This is a genomic window from Pseudoalteromonas sp. MBR-15 (genome assembly GCF_053628915.1).
In genome coordinates this window covers 38,394-58,924 of sequence record NZ_JBRJHH010000014.1, presented here as the reverse complement: position 1 = coordinate 58,924, position 20,531 = coordinate 38,394, and the positions used below count along the sequence as shown (strand labels likewise).

At 44.1% G+C, this 20,531-nt stretch carries 14 protein-coding genes; 6 read left to right on the top strand and 8 right to left on the bottom strand.

Annotated features, from left to right (window positions below; all coding sequences use genetic code 11):
- The first annotated feature begins 39 nt into the window (after positions 1 to 39).
- On the top strand, positions 40 to 657 hold the full coding sequence (locus ACSSVW_RS16930) for a glutathione S-transferase family protein (protein WP_036972455.1): 618 nt from the start codon (positions 40 to 42) through the stop codon (positions 655 to 657).
- Positions 658 to 762: 105 nt separating this feature from the next.
- The gene (locus ACSSVW_RS16925) at positions 763 to 1,344 is read left to right on the top strand and encodes a hypothetical protein (protein WP_454179784.1); all 582 of its coding nucleotides are present in this window, start codon (positions 763 to 765) and stop codon (positions 1,342 to 1,344) included.
- A 61-nt stretch (positions 1,345 to 1,405) separates the two neighbouring features.
- Here ACSSVW_RS16925 and ACSSVW_RS16920 read toward each other — a convergent pair whose 3' ends face one another.
- The 3 genes from ACSSVW_RS16920 to ACSSVW_RS16910 form a co-directional block, all read right to left on the bottom strand.
- Positions 1,406 to 2,314: a diguanylate cyclase gene (locus ACSSVW_RS16920; RefSeq protein WP_454179782.1), complete on the bottom strand. Its 909-nt coding sequence runs from the start codon at positions 2,312 to 2,314 to the stop codon at positions 1,406 to 1,408.
- A gap of 80 nt (positions 2,315 to 2,394) precedes the next feature.
- The gene (locus ACSSVW_RS16915) at positions 2,395 to 3,063 is read right to left on the bottom strand and encodes a response regulator (RefSeq protein ID WP_180311780.1); all 669 of its coding nucleotides are present in this window, start codon (positions 3,061 to 3,063) and stop codon (positions 2,395 to 2,397) included.
- Positions 3,056 to 4,360, bottom strand: coding sequence for a DUF4118 domain-containing protein (locus ACSSVW_RS16910; protein WP_454179780.1), 1,305 nt, complete (start codon positions 4,358 to 4,360; stop codon positions 3,056 to 3,058). Before ACSSVW_RS16910 ends, ACSSVW_RS16915 begins: the two co-directional genes overlap by 8 nt.
- 186 nt (positions 4,361 to 4,546) lie before the next feature.
- Here ACSSVW_RS16910 and ACSSVW_RS16905 point away from each other — a divergent pair, with 186 nt between their 5' ends.
- Positions 4,547 to 6,001 carry a TrkH family potassium uptake protein gene (locus ACSSVW_RS16905; protein ID WP_454179778.1) on the top strand — a complete coding sequence of 485 codons (1,455 nt, stop codon included), beginning with the start codon at positions 4,547 to 4,549 and terminating at the stop codon, positions 5,999 to 6,001.
- 178 nt (positions 6,002 to 6,179) lie between these two features.
- Here ACSSVW_RS16905 and ACSSVW_RS16900 read toward each other — a convergent pair whose 3' ends face one another.
- Positions 6,180 to 8,114 carry a RecQ family ATP-dependent DNA helicase gene (locus ACSSVW_RS16900; RefSeq protein WP_454179777.1) on the bottom strand — a complete coding sequence of 645 codons (1,935 nt, stop codon included), beginning with the start codon at positions 8,112 to 8,114 and terminating at the stop codon, positions 6,180 to 6,182.
- Between the two features lie 260 nt (positions 8,115 to 8,374).
- Between ACSSVW_RS16900 and ACSSVW_RS16895 the strand changes: the two genes are divergently transcribed.
- From ACSSVW_RS16895 to ACSSVW_RS16885, 3 genes are all read left to right on the top strand, one after another.
- A complete protein-coding gene (locus ACSSVW_RS16895; RefSeq protein WP_180311782.1) occupies positions 8,375 to 9,679 on the top strand; it encodes an NAD(P)/FAD-dependent oxidoreductase in 1,305 nt (434 codons plus the stop codon).
- A gap of 90 nt (positions 9,680 to 9,769) precedes the next feature.
- Complete coding sequence (locus ACSSVW_RS16890; RefSeq protein WP_036972950.1) at positions 9,770 to 10,339, top strand: manganese efflux pump MntP; 570 nt, start codon at positions 9,770 to 9,772, stop codon at positions 10,337 to 10,339.
- A gap of 195 nt (positions 10,340 to 10,534) precedes the next feature.
- Complete coding sequence (locus ACSSVW_RS16885) at positions 10,535 to 12,040, top strand: phospholipase effector Tle1 domain-containing protein (protein ID WP_036972472.1); 1,506 nt, start codon at positions 10,535 to 10,537, stop codon at positions 12,038 to 12,040.
- Position 12,041: 1 nt separating this feature from the next.
- On the opposite strand, the gene ACSSVW_RS16880 is transcribed toward ACSSVW_RS16885, so the two are convergent.
- From ACSSVW_RS16880 to ACSSVW_RS16865, 4 genes are all read right to left on the bottom strand, one after another.
- Positions 12,042 to 12,794 (bottom strand): substrate-binding periplasmic protein, encoded by a 753-nt coding sequence (locus tag ACSSVW_RS16880; protein ID WP_417698767.1) that lies wholly within the window; start codon positions 12,792 to 12,794, stop codon positions 12,042 to 12,044.
- Positions 12,795 to 12,997: 203 nt separating this feature from the next.
- Positions 12,998 to 15,631, bottom strand: coding sequence for a glycosyl hydrolase family 18 protein (locus ACSSVW_RS16875; protein WP_454179774.1), 2,634 nt, complete (start codon positions 15,629 to 15,631; stop codon positions 12,998 to 13,000).
- A 65-nt stretch (positions 15,632 to 15,696) separates the two neighbouring features.
- A complete protein-coding gene (locus tag ACSSVW_RS16870; RefSeq protein WP_454179772.1) occupies positions 15,697 to 17,295 on the bottom strand; it encodes a lytic polysaccharide monooxygenase in 1,599 nt (532 codons plus the stop codon).
- Between the two features lie 55 nt (positions 17,296 to 17,350).
- Positions 17,351 to 20,518, bottom strand: a complete 3,168-nt coding sequence (locus ACSSVW_RS16865; protein ID WP_454179770.1) for a glycosyl hydrolase family 18 protein — start codon at positions 20,516 to 20,518, stop codon at positions 17,351 to 17,353.
- Positions 20,519 to 20,531: the final 13 nt, after the last annotated feature.

Below are 20,531 nucleotides of genomic sequence, written 5' to 3'. Positions count from 1 at the left end.
GCGTAGCAACCCATGCTTCGCCACTAATAAGGATAACGAATGATTAAGTTACACCATTTAAATAAATCACGTTCTAAACGTATTATTTGGTTACTGGAAGAGCTTGGTGTCGATTACGACATTGTTGCCTATCAACGCAATAAAGAAACGTTTTTAGCGCCTGATGAACTAAAACAAATTCATCCGCTGGGTAAATCGCCCGTTATTGAAGATAACGGTAAAGTAATTACCGAGTCTGGTGCAATTACTGATTACCTAATTAGCCAGTACGGGCAAGGCAAGTTTATGCCAAGTCAGCAAAGCGACAGCTATGTTGATTACCAGCAATGGCTGCATTTTGCTGAAAGTTCTGCCATGGTGCCTCTTCTACTAAAACTCTTTATTACTAAAGATGGCTGTCAAACTAACTTTATTGCCGACTATGCCGACCATGAAATTGCTAAAATACTGAGCTATGTTAATCAGCAATTACAAGGTAAGCAGTACTTAGTCGACGACACATTGACAGGCGCTGATTTCATGATGTCTTTTGTTGTAGAGCAGGTTGCTCAGGCGGGTAAGCTGTCGCACTTCCCTGAAATCGAACGCTACTTTGAGCAGCTAAAAACTCACGAGAGCTATCACACAGCCAATGAGCTAGAAGCAAAATACGATTAGCGTAAAAAGTAAGGGCACTGTTTTGTGCCTTTACTGCCTCTATATTATTACGATGGAGGGCATAGCCGTGGTTTTACTGGGCATTTTTTAAATAGTAAATAAGTAATGTTTGCACCTATTCACGAATTATCTAACGATTTAAACATCGCCATATTAGTACCAAACCTAACGGCCTCAGAGCATGCAACATTGCTTTACCCACAGACATTTCAGGCAACAGATTTTGCTCAATTCGATGCCGTATTTGTTGGCGGGCTTGATTGCTCTAACACAAAAGAGCTTACTGATTATTGTGCATCGTATGGCACACCACTCATTAAAATAACCCACCCAAGCAACGACACAAGCGTGATACAAAATGTCATTTTAAATATTGCTGCCAAGCTTTACAGTCATGAAATGCCGAGCAATATAGACCTTGCAGATATCATAAACCTTAATAATGAAGCAGACACATTATGTTGCTTTGATTCCTTTCAAGCAGCGGTGACATTTTTAAACACCGTAAATAACGCTATCGTTAGCAATGGCCTGTACTTAGCATCGACTCACCTTGATTTAGAAACTTTCACGAAACACTCACAACAACTTTCAGCCTATATCGCTGATAGCGGCTATTTATGTGCCAGTTTGTTTAGTTCACGTAATGCAAAGTCGTCTGTGTTGATTGGGCTTAAGGTAAAGTAAGCATGGCCATGTTCATCGCCAAAAATAATCAGTAAAGAAGAGGCAAGCGTCGCTAATATCCCTACGTCACGCAGACTCTGTTGCGGCCAGACTTTTTAGCTTGATACATCGCGTGATCTGCTCTTTCAATTGCCTGCTCAATATCATCGTTAACACTGACAGAGGCAATACCAAACGAGCCTGTCACATTTATAGGCGTGTTGGTCCCAATATTAATGTTTAACTCTTCGACACTCGCTCTTAAACGCTCAGAAAATGACTTGGCCCCTTCAAGCTCTGTCTCTGGCAGACACACTAAAAATTCCTCCCCCCCATAACGATACAGTTGATCGTACTCTCGTAAATGCGATTGAATACATTTTACTAAGGCAACCAATACCTTATCGCCAGCTGCGTGACCATGCTCATCATTTACGCGTTTAAAATGATCAAGATCTATCATGATAATTGCACATTCAAGCGAGTGACGTTTACAGCGTTCGTGCTCTTTGCGCAGGTGACTCAGTAAGTTGGTGCGATCAGTTGCCCCAGTAAGGGGATCACGGGTATGCAAAACGTCGGAAAACTCATCGCTCACCGCTTCAAATAAATCTCTGAGTGTGTCTAAATCAGCATGAAATTGATCGAGTAAGCTCACTGGAATAGCCGATTTAGCTTCATTTAACGACAAAAGCACTTTAGCACCTTGATGCATTTTTTGATGCGCAGTGCCCATCTCAGAAAAATGAGGATGCAACTTTTTAGTGTCGGTTGGTAACTTATTAAACCACTGACCAAACTCGCAAAAAGTATGCGCATTGTCGCTAAGGTCATGCTTATTGGCAGGGACATTTGAGATTAGGCTGCGTAGTAACTGCTTATACCAAGATTGGTGCCATTCAATTGCTTGATCAATTTCTGCAATAATACGCTCTAGCTGCTTATTGGACAGCGCATTAAGCCCTTTGCTGCCCTTTGAATTAGACGTCAATCAAATACCCCAATTTATTGTTTTTAATATTAAAAGAGTAGTCAATAAATGGGGTATGCTCAACGAAAAAGACATAAAGCTTAATCAACTAGCCGATAACCCACGGCGGGCTCGGTAAGTATGTGTTTAGGGTTTGCTGCATTATCTTCGAGTTTTTGTCTTAACTGGCCTATGTGAACACGCACGTATTCAGGGCGATTTATATATTGCTCCCCCCATACTTGAGATAAAATAGCGTTATGCGTTAATACTTTATCTTTTTGTTGAAAGAGTAACAGTAAAATAGCGTATTCTTTTTTAGTTAACTTGATGCTCTGCCCGTCTTTTTTAACAACATGCTTGTGGGGATCAATATGAATATCACCACATTGCAATGTCATATTTGGCGAAGATTGGGCGCGTAATAAAACCCGTATTCTGGCAAGAAGTTCGTTGGCACTAAAGGGCTTCGTTATGTAATCGTTTGCGCCATTATCCAGTGCGGTTACTTTTTCTGTTTCGCCATCACGTGCAGATAAAACCAATACCGGTAATAAACTCCATTGCCTAAACTCAAGCAGCCAATTTTGTCCATCCATATCGAGTAAGCCTAAATCAAGTAGCACTAAATCAAACTGTTGCTCACTTAATAGTGCAAAGCCATCTAAGCCCTTTGCGCATAGGCTGACTTCATAGCCACTGGCTTTAAGCAGCGTTTTTAAAAAACTTTGCAGTGGAGGTGAGTCTTCTAACACTAAAATATTAGCCATGCTGTTTACTCCAAATCAACTGGGCTTTCGCCTGCCCTGTTTGCTCATTAAGGGTTAACTCAAATTGACCTTGATGACACTTAGCAACCACATCGCAGATAATACTGCCAAGACCAACGCCTTCGTCTTGACTGGTTTCATTATTGCGATTAATCGAGTTTATTAGCACGAGTTGATACTCATTATCTCGTTCAATAAATTGCATATCCGCCGTTCCGTCACCATAACGCGCTGCGTTCTCGAGCATATTAGCACAGGCAATTTCTAGCAGTGTTTCATCACCATAGCAGGCACTATTTTGTGCAGCATTAATGGTTAATTTAAAGTCGCTTAATTGCTGTTGCCTACGCGCTTTTGCTTCGCTAATGAGGCTCGAAACGTTGAGTTTTTGCCATGTAATATTCTCACCTAACTTATTGACTTTGCTTAGTTCCATTACCTTATCAAAATGCTGATTAAGTATTTTACTTTGCTCAAAAATATTATTGGCTTGTTCTTTAACCACGTCACGACTTAATTCAATCTCCTCATCTGCCAGCATACTTGATGCCCCCATTATGGTTGCCAAAGGAGTTCGCAAGTCATGCGATAAACTGCGCAGCAAGGTATTCTTTGACCGTTCAAGTTCCGCTTGTACTGCAATGGCCGCAGACTGTTGGCGCAATAACGTTTTTTCGTGAACTTGATACAATAAAGAGCACGCCGTATCTGCCAGCGCTTGTTGCTCACTCGTCAAGGGTTTTGCAAACGCGATCCCCCCTAATTCAGGCTGCTGCTCATTTAAATACATAACATTGTTTGTCTGCGTTACATGCCAATCACATTTAACCTTTAAATGCGCCGTCATCGCGGCTATAAATAATTGCTTTTGCTCATCTAAACTGTCGAGTTCATTTAATTTTTTCGCAAGCTCGTAGAGCAGTCGGCTATTGCTGGCGTGTTCTTGCACATCGCGCACTTTAGTATTGAGCTCACCGGCTAAATGGCTTATCACTAGGCCAACAATAAGCATCACCACAAATGTCACCACATATTCAATGTTTTCAATATGAAAGGTAAAGTACGGCACCACATAAAACCAGTCGGTGCAGGCTACACTCACTAGGGTTGTCAGCGCTGCAACACGGCGATTACTTCGTACAGCCACCCACGTCACCCACAACAGCTGTAACATCACAATATCGGTGGTTGTAAACAGTTCTCTAAACGGAAAAATAGCAAGCACCACCACAAGTGGCATCAATACACTTAAAAATATGGCCTTAAATAACGGGGGTTTGAATACTGACTGCATCATCTGTTTAAGCTCATCTAACGAATTGTCATTAGAGTAAAGTGTTTTTATTTTTGTCACTATAAAGTTTTTATAAAGTTTTTTTATCTCGGCATAAAATCTTTATAAAGCTTTCACTCTCTCTAAAGACATCTACGCCTATTTCAATAGCATGCTGATTTAAGAGCCGTTCATTAAATCAGTAGACGTATGATCAATTGGAAAATCACATTTCGATTACTCGCTTTCCCTATTTTGTGGATGAGTATAGTGCAATTGATATTTGCAGCTTTATCTGCATTTTTATTTAAAGATAATGTATCCGTGTCATTCCTATTGCCTGCGTCAATAATGCTTTTTACAGCAAGTGTCATACTGTTAAAAACCCAGCATGTTGATTCATCACTGGCCAACTTTAGGGATGCACTGATTTACGCGACAGCCACGTGGGTGATTGCTGGCTTTTTGGGGGCAATTCCAATCATTTTAGTCACCAAAGTGAGCTTTACAGATGGCATGTTTGAATCAATAAGCGCATTAACCACCACTGGCGCCACAATACTGTCGGGCTTAGATGATATGCCGCGTACGTTTTTATTATACCGCCAGTTTTTACAATGGATGGGAGGGCTCGGCATTGTGATTTTCGTGGTGGCTATTTTACCCATGCTAAATATAGGTGGCATGAAGCTCTTAAAAGCCGAAACACCTGGGCCAATTAAAGATGAAAAGCTATCACCTCGTATTGCAAACACGGCGCATTACCTTTGGAGTGTATACTTAAGCATAACCGTGTTGTGTACTGTTTCTTACTATTTTGCAGGCATGACTTTTTACGATGCACTGGCTCATGCACTGACAACCGTTTCAACGGGAGGGTTCTCGACCCACGATGCCAGTATGTGGTTTTACAAAAGTCATTTAATTTTATGGGTCGCCAACTTATTTATGATTGCAGGTGCTATTAATTTTGCACTGCACTTTAGAGTCGTCCACAAACGAGCGCTCGGAAGTTACTATGCTGATGAAGAAACGCGTTATTTTATATACATCATTACAACCCTTTCAGTGTTGTCGGGCGTTATTTTGTACAGTCACGACACCTACTCCTCTTTTTTTGAGTCATTGAGTTTTTCAACTTTTCATATAGTGTCGTTTATAACCAGCACCGGATTTGGTGCAGCAAGCTTTACTGAATGGCCCGAAGCTGTCGGATTTTTACTTATTATCACTGGCTACTTAGGGGGATGCGCGGGCTCAACGGCTGGCGGAAATAAAATCATCAGAAATATTCTAGTGGTTAAAATGCTCAACAATAACTTTAAACAACTTCTTCATCCCCGCGCTATATTCACCATTAAGTACCAAGGCAGCCCTGTAAAAGATGATGTACTTCATGCCGTTATGGCATTTATGACTTTTGCCGCAGGATCAAGCATGCTGTTTACATTATTACTCATGTTTACTGGGCTGGATTTTTGGAGTGCGTTTTCAGCAGTCGCCGCATGTGTCAATGTGCTCGGACCGGGGTTTGGTGAAGTAGGCGCTAACTTTGCACCGGTTTCAGACGCAGGAACCTGGATATTAACCAGCGCAATGCTTGTTGGTCGCTTGGAATATTTTACTGTTTTTGCTCTTTTTACGCGTACGTTTTGGAAGCAATAAAAAGAAGCTCCTAAATACTCAGCCCTAAAACTGATAAGTGGCACGTTGTAATAGTTACCACTCTACAAAGAAAACTTTCAGTTGTCCTTACAAAATACACTGACAGAGTTATTCAAGACAGGTTCGTCAAAAATGGTTACCGAAGCTTAAGCACATGCGTTTAAAATTTAAAGCGATGCTACAACTGCTGTAACACCGCTTTAATATCGCTATAACGCTGGTGTTCACACACCCCAAAACCTGAAAGCTGCCTAACTTTATTGCGGGTAAACAGTGGCACACTCATCCCCGCTAAAAAGCGGCATTGAGTATCAATACTGATTTCAGTTACCCCTTTAGTGGCTAAGTGCTCTTTTAGCTGTGTAACTTTAGCTGCAATAACCGCAGTGTCTGGCATGGTGTGCTCAAGTGAATAACTAAGTTTTACAGACTGGCCTCGACACACAGAACAATGGCCACACTCTTTTGGGGCATTGTGATCATCAAAATAACGTGCAAGGTTATAACTCAAACAGCTATTAAGCTCAAAAAAGCGCACCAATGCGGCAATGCGTTTTATTTCTGCCTGCTCTTTTTCAATAAAGTAGTGATGTAATTGCGACGCTAAATTGTCTGCATTAATGACTTCGTTATTCACCTCATACACTTGTGTAATGCGTTTAGTTTCAAGGGCTATGTGACCTTTTTCGGCCAAATAATCGAGCGCAGCAACCACCCGTTTTCTATCGACTTGCGTGGCATGTGTTAAGGCGTCAAAGTTGAGAGTGCCCCAAATTTTCTTAAACTCAGTATGATTAAATACCTGCTGTAAAAATGCTTGGCGCTGCTCATCAAATTGCTGAAGAAGTATGTCTTTTTCTGTTAAAAACTTATATTTAAAGTCAGCATAATAGGCATACAACGGCGTGATAGCGCCATGAATTTCAAGCTGTACTAATAACGTTTTTAAGGCTAATGCACGAATATTACTGTCACTCGACAAGCTGTATTCTTGCATTTCCCACTGACTATTCGTTTGCTCCGTGCGAATATTGTTGATCACATATTCAATACCACTTTGCTCAGGGGTGTCAGCATAGACAAAGTTTTCAACCGTGTTCAGGCCATCTAGATTTGCCAAGGTATAACAATTTGATTGCTTAGAATCTCGCCCAGCGCGACCTATTTCTTGGCTGTAGTTTTCAATTGATTTAGGTAAATCATAATGAATAACAAAGCGAATATCCGACTTATCAATGCCCATGCCAAACGCAATGGTGGCAACCACAATATTAATGTTACCCGCCATAAAGTCATCTTGAATTTGCCAGCGCTTATCATCGTCAAGACCCGCATGATACGCCACTGCATTAATTCCTGTCTGCGCTAACGCTGCGGCCACTTGCTCGGCAGTGTGTTGCAGCGTCACATACACGATGCCAGCGCCCTGCTGCTTAGCAATAACGCGTGTTAAGTACGATTGTTTGTCTTGGCTCGCCACACTTAACACCGATAAATCAAGGTTCGCACGATAAAACCCTGTTTGCACAACGCATTCAGGTGCAATGGCAAACCGCTCACACATGTCACGTTTTACTTTTTTGGTTGCCGTTGCAGTTAATAGCAACACCAGAGGAATATTAAGCTCATCGCGATAACGTGGCAGTTTTAAATAGTCGGGCCTAAAGTTATGCCCCCATTCAGAAATACAGTGCGCCTCATCAACCACCAGCATTGAAATCGGCACTTGCTTGATGAACTCGCGAAAGCGTTCGTTCTTAAAACGCTCCACCGACACCATTAAAATTTTAACCTTCCCGGTTCGCACATCACTCATCACGGTATGACTTTGTTCGCTCGTTTGACTCGAATCTAAGCTGGCCGCGTAAATACCTTTGCTATTCAAAAAGCTGATTTGATCTTTCATCAGCGCTAACAAAGGTGAAACCACCAAGGTCAAATTAGGCAAATGCAATGCAGTTAATTGATAACACAACGACTTGCCCGACCCCGTCGGAAAGATAGCCAATGATGATTGTTGATTTAACAGTTGTTCAATCGTTTGTTGCTGACCCTGGCGAAATTCAGTAAAGCCAAAGTATTGATTTAGCGAAGTGTGGAGTGCTGTAGTCATCCTGATCCCTTGTTTCATTTCCCTGTATTAGGTAATGATAGGTGCCTTAGTGCGAATTAGCCATGTTAACGTGTTTAGGCTCATCACCCAAGGCCATTAATATCACTAAACACACTATATTGTTCGTAAGCTTTGCTGACAAAACCAGTAAAAAGGCGCACAATAGACCCGTTGCCATGGGGTATTGAAGAATGGATTTGCAATACCTAAGCGCTTTTAAATCGAGAGTGTTTAGGTATTATACTTTTGAGGGCAACGTAATGACTAACCAACCTCCTAAAATCGTGATAGTCGGTGGTGGCGCAGGCGGCTTAGAGCTTGCAACACAATTAGGACATAAACTCGGGAAAAAACGCCAAGCAGATATTTTATTAATCGATAAAAACCGTAGCCATATTTGGAAACCGTTACTTCATGAAGTAGCGACGGGGTCGATTGATGCCGATTTAGACGGCGTTGTGTACTCTGCTCATGCAGCAAAACACCATTATAATTTTCAACTCGGCAGTTTTTGCCACTTAGATTCAACCAACAAAACCATTACCTTAAGCGAGTTAAAAGACGAGCTTGGCCATCGCATTTTGCCACAGCGACATGTCAGCTATGACTACCTAGTGCTCGCCATCGGCAGTGTGAGTAACGACTTTAATACCCCCGGCGTAAAAGATCATTGCTTTTACCTTGATTCAAACCAACAGGCCGAGCGTTTTCAACATGCATTACTCGATAACTTTACTCGCTTACACCAAGATGACGACCCACAGCAGGCTCTAACAATTGCCATTGTTGGCGGTGGAGCGACGGGCGTTGAGCTTTCGGCTGAGCTATATCATGTATCCGATATGCTAAAAATGTATGGCCTAGATAAAATGACAGCCAAGCGCCTACACATTGATTTAATCGAAGCAGGTCCTCGTATTTTGCCTGCCTTGCCTGAACGCATAGCCAACTCGGCAAAACGAGAACTGGTAAAACTAGGGGTCACGGTGCGCGAAGGCACGCAAGTAAAAGAAGCCACAGAAAACAGCTTTATCACTAACAATGATGCCATTATAAAGGCCGATATCATGGTATGGGCAGCGGGTGTAAAAGCCCCCGATTTTATCAAAGATATTGGTATTTTTGAGCTTACACGCAACAACCAAATTAAGGTAAATCAATACCTACAAAGCAGTGTTGATGAGACTATTTTTGTGATTGGTGATTGCTGCGCGTTTACTCAAGACGATGGCTCACAGGTTCCACCACGCGCACAATCAGCGCATCAAATGGCACAATGCGTAGAAAAAAACCTACTAGCCACTCTCAAAAACAATCCGTTAAGCGTGTTTACCTATAGTGATCATGGCTCTTTGGTGAATTTGTCACGTTACAGCACCGTGGGCAGCTTAATGGGTAACTTAACCAGTAATAGCTTTTTTATCGAAGGGAAAATAGCGCGGTTCATGTATATTTCTCTTTACCGCATGCACCAGCGCGCCATTCATGGCAGTGCCAAAACCTTTGCATTGTGGATCAGCGAAAAAGTACTCCGCGTGGTAAGACCCAAAATGAAACTGCATTAACAAACAGCGCGACTCATCCTAAGCCGTAAATTACTCTACCTGTTTACGGCTTATACGCGTATAATGCGCACTTTTTGTGGGGCGCAAAAATTGAATATTATTACTCTCAGCGTATTGTCGCTTGCAATGTCAACCGACGCGTTTGCTGCATCAATCACCAAAGGCAGTTCACTTAAAAACCCACGTATTCTTAGTGCCATTAAATTGGGTTTAATTTTTGGCTGCATTGAAGCAATTGCCCCTGTTTTAGGTTGGTTAATTGGCAGTGCGGGTGCCGAGTACGTTGAAGCCTATGATCACTGGATTGCGTTTGTATTATTGGTGGGCCTTGGCATACACATGATCATTGAAAGTCGTAAAGACGACGATGACGACGCCGACGAAGTGCCAAGCAATAAGCGCTCATTAATGGCAACCCTGCTGACCGCAGTAGGCACCAGTATTGATGCAATGACCGTGGGCATAAGCCTTGCGTTTATGAAAGTTAATATTTATGTTGCTGCCGCAATGATAGGTCTCGCCACAACCGTAATGGTGACTATCGGCTCATTACTAGGGAATGTGATGAGTGGCTGGGTTGGCAAAAAAGCTGAAGCCATTGGCGGTATTGCCCTTATCTTAATTGGCTCAGGCATTCTATACAGCCACACTTACGCTTAATTTTAGCTGTTCAAACGGCTATTTTGGGCAAGGTTAACCACACACCTTGCCCAAATCTCTCTCCTGTCTTCTGTGTTCTCATAAAAAGCCTGATATAAAAAGCCTGATATAAAAAGAGTGCCATCACGCATAATTTGTCTTCAAATTTTAATAAATGCCTTGTATGTTATGACAAACCACTAAAGGAATGACGCTATGACCCCTAAAACGCTGATTTTCAACTTTGATGGCACAGGCAGTGAGCCCCGTGATGCAGAACAATTTAGTGCCGCTCATTTCAAAGAAGATGCCAGTATTTCCAATATTCTTAAACTTCATTTGTTATTTGGCGGCACACTCAACAGTGAACCCGAAACGCCATTCCCAAGCCAACTTAGTTTTTATTATCAAGGCATAGGCACTCAAGGAAGCCGCTTCAGACGTTTATTCAATCAAGCATTAGCCCCAAGAGGCGACGATGTCGCCAGTATTTTAAACCGCGCAATAAACGACTTTAAACAATATTACGCTGTAGGCGATCGGGTTTTGCTAACGGGTTTTAGTCGTGGTGCAGCATTGGCAAGGCGTTTTGCAAAATGCCTTGAGCCCTTAATAAGCGACAATGTTTTTCTATGCGTATTTGATACCGTGGCATCCATTGGTTTTTCAAAAGTGACCAAAGCAACACGTGGCGCTGAACACGTTATTTTTGAAAATTACACCCTAGCCAGTAATATTAACGCAGCCCTGCATTGTGTTGCACTGGATGAAAAGCGCCGCGCGTTTGAGCCAACACTCATAAACAAAGCGCCCCATGTAGAAGAGGTATGGTTTGCGGGCGCACACTCTGACGTGGGTGGCGGGTATTACCGTGATGGCTTAGCCGACATTTGTCTGCGTTATGCTATTGAGTGGTTAATAGAACAAACGATTTCACTTAACCTTCTGACCAGTGCTGATATTAATTACCATAGTTTACTGCCCGATGAGCACCGTAATTTAATTGCCCAAGACGATGTCACAGTCACCCCCGATCCGTTGGCGCTTAGTCACCAACAAAATTACTTTTGGTTTAACCCTTTATTTAAGCTTGTTGACCGTGAGTGCTGCGTATTGGTTGATAATGAGCAAAGTGAACATCCTCCCACAATTCATTACACCGTGGCAGAGCGTATTAACCGTTTAACCAGTTATCGTCCTGAGTCGCTAAAAAGCCTTACGTATGATGTGCTCTACAGTGATGAAAGCCGCTTAACCTTCAACGGCTTAAGCCCACATATTGCGCTTGATAAACAAAACATGACCGTACTCAGTATTGGTCAAAGTAAAGATGTATTTGTTTATGGCGCCGAAAAATATAACCACACCGGATTAATGTTAGCGCAAGGGGCGACCTATCGGTTTACGCCTTATCCTGATCAAACTTGGTATGACGATGGCATTAGTTGCGGCCCCGCGGGTTGGCATCGTGATAACGTGCAATTAGGTGTAAAAGAAATTCCCATGGCTGTGCTTGAGCCATTTAGACGCTTAGCGCATGCACAGTGGTTTGCACTTATTGGCGCGATTGATGACAACGATGAGCATTTATTTGAAATTGCTGAAGGTGCCGATATTCGCATTACAAAGTCAGGCGAGTTTTGCCCATTTGCGAATGACTTAAATCGTTTTTATGGTGCCAATGCCGGACGTATCAAGTTGCGTGTTACGCGGTTAGGCTAACTCACTGTGTTTTATAGGAACTGATTATATCGGTTATTGCTTGCTTGTTGAATTGAATCGCGTGGTTAATAGCCTGTCGTTCCTCCTCGGAGAGGCTCAAGTCGCTTAGCATAAAATAAATATAATCGTTATTAATAATATACGGATGAATTTTTACGTTGTTAGCCTGATGTTGTTGAATCAAGCTTAAGCCTGCTAGTTCATCGTCAATAAAAAAATCAACGCGTTTGGCCACCAGCATTGCTAAGCGCTGTCGTAATGATGGGACAGTAACAAACTGATCTTTATATTTTTTATTCGCACTTAAACGTGTCAATTCATCGCCATAATAACTGCCGCTATTGGTAAGAATAGTTTGTTTATGGTCGAGTAAACCTTTTAAGTCTTGTGATTCCAAATGGCTGTGCGGATACCAAAAAAGACGCATAACTTCGTTACGATAAGGCACTGAAAAAGTACTAAAATCATCTCGCTGTTGGCTGTAGCTGGCTGCGGGAAGTAAATCAACAGTGCCATGTTTTAATTCAGCAAATCCACGTTTTGACGAAGGCATTACAATAAATTGACTGCAAAAACCCGCTTCCTTTAACACCAAGTCAGTAATCTCTATATCAATCCCGGTGAGCTGATCATTTTGGCTAAAAACATAGGGTCGCCACGATTGGCTCACCCCGACTTTTAAAACCCTATCGCAGCCAAACGCTTCAGTGCTTAACGCAGCAAAAACCAATAAGAAAAGCACTTTCATCGTCATCAACACACCTGTAGTTTAAGAGCCTAAACTCATCACTCTTTTAGTATGGTTCATAATAGGTGAAACACAAAAACTAAGCGAGGAGGAAAGTGAGCAATTAAAATAAGGAAAAGTTAGAGATTAGACACTAAAAAAGCAGCCCGAAGGCTGCTTTGTAGGGAAATCACATTTTAATAAAATACACTACATGTAGCTAGGTAGGTTTAAAGTGCTTTCCATACATCCACAACGCCTGGCTCTTCTCCTTGAGTCCACCACTTCGCTTCGTATTTTGTACCTTGGTGAACGACTTGGTCGCCCCCATTGTAGATACCAGCAGCTTGCCAAACCACATCACCATTACCGTCTGTTGGTTTTGAGCTTGCTTCCCACGGGCCACCTAAATCAGGACGGTTTCCTTGTGTCCACCATTTTGCAGTATATTCAACACCGTTATAGATTACCGTGTCACCGCCCACATAAATGGCGGCTTCATCCCATGTTGTATCGCCACCCGGTGGGTTTGTTGTGCCAGAGTCAGTCACTGTCACGTTGAAGCTTACCGATGTCGTAGCTTGTGTGTCAGATACCTCTACCGTTACAACATAGCTTGTATCTGCATCAACGCTGCCCGCTTGCAAACTAATATTTGCACCTGAACCCACCAATGTTAAGCCCGCAGGCACTGTCCAGTTATAGCTAAGTGCATCATTATCTGCATCTGTAGCAGACACTGATACCGCAACGCTTGCATCTTCAGCAACGGTTTTATCTGAAATTGCAGCCACGACAGGCGCTGAATTGCCGCCCGTACTTGGCGCCACAACATTCACTGTTACATTACGGCTCACCACGGCTTTACCGTCGGTGACCGATACCGTTGCTAGGTATTGCGCATCACTTGTCACTGATGGCGCAGCAATAACCAGTGTATTTGAGTTTTCACCCGTTACAGACAGCGCGGCGTCTGCTGTCCAGCTGTAAGTCAGTGCATCGTTATCGGCATCGGTTGCTGATGCAACAACTGAAACAGACTCACCGGCGTTTACAGTTACGGTGCTTGATACTGACAGCACAGGCGCTCTGTTGCTAGGCTCTGTAACCGCACCACCTAAACCTTCGTGCATCGCATTCAGGATATCACCATTATCGGCATCGATTTCCCATGCAAATAATCCCCCTAAGTCATGTTGATTAACATAGTTACCCTTTGCAATAACAGAGGCAGGGCTGTCATACGTAATCAGTTTACCTGTAGAGCGATTCCAGACATATGCGCCTTTTGCTTGCTCATCGTAGCCCACTTCAAAGCCATTAATACCAGTGCCTGCTGCGCCGATCATATGTGCTTTTATGCCTTTATAATCAATAACACCGTCTTCCCAGACGCCTTGCGCAGTGCTGCCTTTTAAAGGACCCGACCCTGTTGCAGTCATAGGGTTACCATCAATAGTCGTGCCTGCTGGGTAAACCCCTTCCCAACCACGACCATACATCGCTGTGCCCACAACAATTTTCTTCGATGGAACATTTTGCGCAAGTAATAGCTGCACTGCGTTATCGGTGGTGTAAGCAGGTCCTTTGTATGGTACGCCTTGGGCGTCAACACCTGTGCCATCACATTGGCCAGGGCGGAAATGCGATGAACAGTACAGGGCGGTTTGATGGCCTGTTACTCCACTCCACGCGCCGTAAAAATCGTACGTCATGGCAAAAATGTAATCCATATATTGGCTAGCTGCTTGGTAATCAACATCTTCAATTTTGTCGTAGCCTGCACCAATCGCTGATGTTAGCTCATATTGACGACCAGTCTCGGCTTCAAGCTCATCAAGCATAGCTCGCAGCTCTTGCATTAATGCCACATAAGCAGGGCCATCTGCAATTGGGTCACCTAACGCCGGATTAGCACCGTCGCCCCCAGGGAATTCCCAGTCAATATCGACACCATCATAGAATTTCCATGTTTTTAAGAACTCTTTCATTGATGCGACAAACGTGTCGCGGTTTGCTTTATTAGTAAAATATGCGAATGGGTCAGATAACGTCCAACCGCCTACAGATGGCAATATTTTTAAATCAGGGTAGCGTTGTTTTAGCGCCATTAATTGTGAGTAAGTACCACGGATTGGGTCGTCTGCACTCACACCCGGAAGGGCTTTTTGAATCGCCGCCCACGGATCATGAATAACGACTTCAAAATCTTCTGAGCCCGCACACGCAGTATTTAGCGCGTTTTTAGGGCCTCCAGTCAGTGAATCATTCGGACCACAAATTGGAATGAAACCATATAAAATGTGACTTAAGTTTTGTGCAGGAATATTTGTGACATCGTAGTCACGCCCATAAATACCCCATTCAACGAAATAAGCCCCTGTTACCAACCCTTCTTTTGTACCAATGTCTTTATTATTTGGATCGTAATCCATGGGTAATGGGGCTAAGTGCGCACCGTCGGTGTCGGCAATAACAATGGGTTTGCCTTCACTGCGCGCGCACGTTGTGCCACCTTCACAAAGCTCAACATACAAAGTGTGGCGACCCGCTTTATCATAAGGGAAACTAATCACTCCGCTTTTAGTGCCCGCAGCCAAAGGGCCTTCGTTTACCAGCATATTGTCAAAATACACTTTGTAGCTATCGCCACCATCACCGCTCCATGCATTCCACTCAATGTTAATCGTTACTTGATCAACACGTTTAACGAGGCTTTTATACGAGCCCGTTCCTTCAAGGTTTACTTCAACAAACGAGTACTCTTGCGGTTCCCAAATAATGGTCGGTGTCGATAGTGCAGCATTTGCTGCACTGGCACATAATGCAACACCAATGGCTGCGCTTAATTGTTTTATATTCATGATTCTCTCTTATCTATTTTTATTTAGCTGTTTGCTGTTATTGATAAAGTTTGAACTACAAAACTTTAGATTTTTGCCCATACTTGGCTGGTACTCGGTGTATCGCCCTGAGTCCACCACTGCGCACGATAGCGCTGTCCTTGATAGGTCACCTCGTCACCGCCTTGGTAGGCTTTGCCGATGTTCCATTCGCTCGATGCCGAACCTGATTCAAGCTGCCATGCATCACTGCTGTCGGGTTGTGCGCCTTGGTTCCACCATTTCGCACTGTAGATCCCGCCGTTAAAGCTCACTTTATCGCCAGTGTTATATTGCGCGCTGTTATCCCACGCGGGCGCATCGGGGTTTGGCTCAACCACACTGCTATTTAGCACCGTGACCGTAAAGCTGGCTTCGCTGGTAAGCATGCTGTCAGATACTGAGGCCGTGACAGTAAAAGAGGTATCTGCATCGACTTCTGGTGCTATTAACGTGATGTCGGCACCCACCCCTGTAAAGCGAAGAGGAGCCGGTACATTCCAGCGGTATGTTAATGCAGTTTGCTGATCGTCAAAGGCATGTAAGTGCACATCTGCCGTGCTATTTTCATTCAGGGTGATAGCTTCAGGTTGATGGATAATAGGGGCAGTATTTTCAGGTGCGGCTTTTACGCTCAGTGCAAAACTGTAGTTGGCGTTTGTTGCAAACACCTGATTGGTTAATATATCGCTGGCATTAAAAGCGATTGCGCCACCAGCATCTTGCACACCAATGCGTAGTAAATGGCTGTAATTCAGATTAAGCAGCTGAGCAAACTCTGCTTGCCAATTAGCCTGATTATCGCTGGTGACTTGCATTTGTTGCGTAAACAGCTCTTGCCCCGTTTCATCAAACAAACGCGCAGACACACTGTCACCCACTTCTGCATTTTGACCTTGGCGCACAAAATACGTCAGTGCAGACCATTCACTCGGATCAGTCGGTGCTGTATCTGTGACAATGGTAATATCGCTACAGTTATAAAAGCCCTCGCCACCTGCATCATCACGCTGCCAGCGAGTATATAAAATAGCGTCGCCACTGCGCTCAGCAGGAATAGACACGCTCATTTCATAGTAACGGTCGTTATTATCACCAATCACAAAATCAAGATTGCCGTATTCCTCAACCAGCTCTAAATCGTCCCACGTGAGAACGTCTGTGGCGCTATCAAATCCAGGCTTTGTCAGGTAAAACTGCCAAAAACTTGGGTTATGAGGCGTACTTGCTAAAAAACGCACTAAAATATCGCCATTCGCGTTGGGCACCACCTCGGTACGTTGCCAATGAGCCGAGGGTAAATCCATGCCTCGTTTTTCACTGTCGCCTGCCGCACATAAACGGCCATCGGGCACACTGTCTTTTACCGCTGCTAGGTTGGTGTAATCAATCGTGTTCGCTGAATATTCAATATCTTGCACAAACTGCACATGCCCTGCCTCTGCAAATGCTGCACGGCAAGCAAGATTAGGAATAGCGCTACCATCAGCGGGCCACCAATAACCGCCGTCTGCCTGACAAAATGCTTGGCGAGCTTTAGGGCTTTCTAAAAATCCGTGGGCATTCACATGGCTTGATACACAGGCAAGCAGCATGCTGGTTGCCACTGCCGATAAAGACAATGCCTTCGATTTAGTTGTTTTCATTGTTGTATTCTCGCTGTAGAAATGCGGAGCACATTGCGTGCCCCGCTTTGTTGAGTTAAAGCGTGCAGCTCACAGTCCAATCAGCTGATGTGCCTGGCTCTGTGCTTGTCCACCACTTAGCTTCGTAAATCACATTGTTGTGATTCATCAGATCACCGCCAACGGCATGGCTTGGATTACCAGCCCAGTCTGTTTGCGGCCAATTTGGATAGACCGCAATGCTGGCGACATCGACACCGTCACACGTTGCATCGTTACCCCCTGTGTCACCGCCATTGTCACCGCCTGGATTTGTGGTGCCCGGCACGGCATCAGGCAACATTGGGTACTCGTATTTAAATGCGTAGGTTTTGCCCTCTTTTTCAATAGTGAAATTAGTTGGGCCAGTAATAGGCATGTAATACATGACTTGTGCATCAACGGTTTCGCCGGTGTTAAAGGCTTTTTCAATTCCACCCCACTCATTTACCAGAGTGATTGAAAAGCGATGGAATTCATTCTCATAACCACCAATATTGTTGCCCGCAGCATTCGAGCCATTTGCCTCAACCGCCATACCGAGCTTTTCTTGCGCATTCCAGTTCGACTTGAAAATGGCTGATGTCGATACCGGCACATCAAAGCTAATTTTCGCGCCGCTTAAATCAATATTTGAATTATTAGTAAATGAGAAAGTCGGTGAAATTGGGTAGTTATCATCACCAATCGGGAAGTCTTTAACCGTAAAGCTCACATCTACAGCTTCGCTGGGCACGGTAAAATCAACATTGCCTTGATGTGTGTCGTATGCCACACCGCTTTGATTAAACTTATCGTAAGCCAGCGTCGTTAAACTTGACCCCATAAAGTACTCGCCTTTTGCCGAGTCGTAATCAAAGTCACCCGCCAGTTCCCAAAACATGATGCCACCTAAGCCATTGTTGATAACGTAATCAACTTTGGTTGCCATCGACTGTTCATCTTCAATTGATAAGAACACCTTTTTATCTGCGTTCCATAACCAAGGCGCCACGGCAACATCATCGTAATAACGTGTATAAGTGCCCGTTAAAACATCATCTGTGTCGGTATCTGGCGTTAAGCCGTAGATTTCAAGGTAAGACGGATTAATCCCGTTTTCTAAGTTTTTCGCATGCCATAAAGGATTAGAACCTGCAGGCATTTCTTCACCTACATCGTTCTTGTCATGCCACAGGTTATCAATGCCTAGCGCACCATTGCCGCATAGGTTTTTCTCACCAACCCCGGTGCCTTTTGCACAGTTAGATTGATCAGGTAACGCAGCTTGTCCCCACAGGCCATGTGTGCCACCCGACACATCTTTAAAGCCACGCGTGTAGTAAGGAATACCAATATTGATGCGACCAGCAGACACCGCGCCACGGAAATAACGTACAGCCCAATCGGTATTTAAGTAACCAATGCCTTCGAACTCAGCTGTTGTATACACGCCCCATTGTGCAAGCTCTGAATCAAGGCCAGTGTCATACAATGCTGCGTTGTGACCTACGTGTGAGTTCCATGCGCCATGTAAGTCGTACGACATAATGTTCACGTAATCTAGGTACTTCACGCTTTGGAAAGTTTCCATACCACGCAGTAAGTAACCCGAAGACGGTGATGCAATCGTGAGTAGGTAATGCTTACCGGCTTTTTCACCCGCAATATCAAGCTCTTCACGCAATTTTTTCATCAGCACACGATACGAGGCATTTAAGCCTGCTCGACGCGCATTCGAAATAGCAAAATCATCAGGATGGCCCGAATCATTCATCGACGATGGGTATTCATAGTCAATATCAACCCCATCAAAACCATACGTTTCAATGAATTCAACGGCGCTTTTCGCAAACGCATCAATACCAGCTTGGTTTACCGAGCCATCGGCATTCGTTGTCATTGTGTAAAAACCACCGCTGTTTACGCGCGTGCCATCTGCACCAAAATAACCACCGGTTTCGGCCCAGCCACCCACAGAGATTAATGTTTTTACATCTGGATGCTGTTTTTTAAATTTATTCAGTAGATTAAAGTGACCTGTGTAGCTAAAGCTAGGATCCATTTCGGCCCCTGTTACCCCCGGCCAAGTCATATTTGTTGCGGGGTTGCCCGCAGCATTCGGATCGCCTATCGACACCTTGTTATTGGCATCAACGTGCGCAAAGGCATAGTTAATATGGGTAATTTTGTCCCACGGAATATCATTCACTAAATAACTCGGTTGACCATTTGCACCATTGCGCCAGCTAGTGAAATAACCAATCACACGACGCGGATGATCAGCGCCCATTTTTTCACGGCCATTGCTGTCATAAACTGTACAATACGGTGTATTCACACCCGGTGTTTGGTATAAACCGTGGGGCTTACAATCAGCACCTGGCGGCGTCGCTTCAACCACATTCACAACGTGAGTGGCAGTGCCAGTTGCGCCTTCATTGTCTGTCACGGTTAACGTAAAGGTAAATTGACCCAGTGCCGGTGCTTGCCATGTATAGCTTGATGACGCGCTACTTGCCTGATAAACAGCGCTGTCATTTTCTGCCAAACTAAGCCCAGTCACCTGACCATCGCTATCACTGCCCGAAAGTGCAAATACAATATCAGTACCCACGGTAACTTGGCTCGCCACAGTGCTAAATTCAATGCTTGCTGTCGGCGCTTGATTACCCGGTTCGACAGCATCAGACACACTCACCGAATGTGCCACCGCTGTTGATGTAAGCCCTAACTCATCCGTTGCAACCGCACTTATTACATGACTTCCCACGGTTGCCTGCCAACTTGTTGAATATGGCGCACTGCTTGTAACAGCCACCGATGTTCCATCAACAAAAAATTCAACACTCGCAACTGTGCCATCAGTGTCAATGGCGTCAGCCTCTATGACAACGCTGTCACCAGTGGTAAACAAAGAACCCTCAGCAGGGTTTAAGCTTGTTACTTGTGGTGCTTGATTTTCACTGACAGCGCTGTCACAAACGCCCAATAAACGCCACTCTTGATCAACACCCGATGTCTCCACGGGGTTAGTCTGTGTCCACCATTTAGCTTCATAGGCACTGTCTTGTGCTTGCACCTGATCGCCACCGACATGTGTTTGGCCTTGCTGCCATACTTCTAAGTTACTGCAATCAATTGCAGCCTGTGCTGTAAAGCCAAATACACTGAGTGACAGCGCACTTAGTTTAAAGGCATTTTTTATTAATTGATGTGAGCTCATTCGCTCCCTCCGC

Bases quoted from the DNA above. Each gene is read 5' to 3' on its own strand.
- ACSSVW_RS16930 (WP_036972455.1), top strand. From the start codon at position 40: ATGATTAAGTTACACCATTTAAATAAATCACGTTCTAAACGTATTATT.
- ACSSVW_RS16925 (WP_454179784.1), top strand. From the start codon at position 763: ATGTTTGCACCTATTCACGAATTATCTAACGATTTAAACATCGCCATA.
- ACSSVW_RS16915 (WP_180311780.1), bottom strand. From the start codon at position 3,063: ATGGCTAATATTTTAGTGTTAGAAGACTCACCTCCACTGCAAAGTTTT.
- ACSSVW_RS16910 (WP_454179780.1), bottom strand. From the start codon at position 4,360: ATGATGCAGTCAGTATTCAAACCCCCGTTATTTAAGGCCATATTTTTA.
- ACSSVW_RS16905 (WP_454179778.1), top strand. From the start codon at position 4,547: ATGATCAATTGGAAAATCACATTTCGATTACTCGCTTTCCCTATTTTG.
- ACSSVW_RS16900 (WP_454179777.1), bottom strand. From the start codon at position 8,114: ATGACTACAGCACTCCACACTTCGCTAAATCAATACTTTGGCTTTACT.
- ACSSVW_RS16895 (WP_180311782.1), top strand. From the start codon at position 8,375: ATGACTAACCAACCTCCTAAAATCGTGATAGTCGGTGGTGGCGCAGGC.
- ACSSVW_RS16885 (WP_036972472.1), top strand. From the start codon at position 10,535: ATGACCCCTAAAACGCTGATTTTCAACTTTGATGGCACAGGCAGTGAG.
- ACSSVW_RS16880 (WP_417698767.1), bottom strand. From the start codon at position 12,794: ATGACGATGAAAGTGCTTTTCTTATTGGTTTTTGCTGCGTTAAGCACT.
- ACSSVW_RS16875 (WP_454179774.1), bottom strand. From the start codon at position 15,631: ATGAATATAAAACAATTAAGCGCAGCCATTGGTGTTGCATTATGTGCC.
- ACSSVW_RS16870 (WP_454179772.1), bottom strand. From the start codon at position 17,295: ATGAAAACAACTAAATCGAAGGCATTGTCTTTATCGGCAGTGGCAACC.
- ACSSVW_RS16865 (WP_454179770.1), bottom strand. From the start codon at position 20,518: ATGAGCTCACATCAATTAATAAAAAATGCCTTTAAACTAAGTGCGCTG.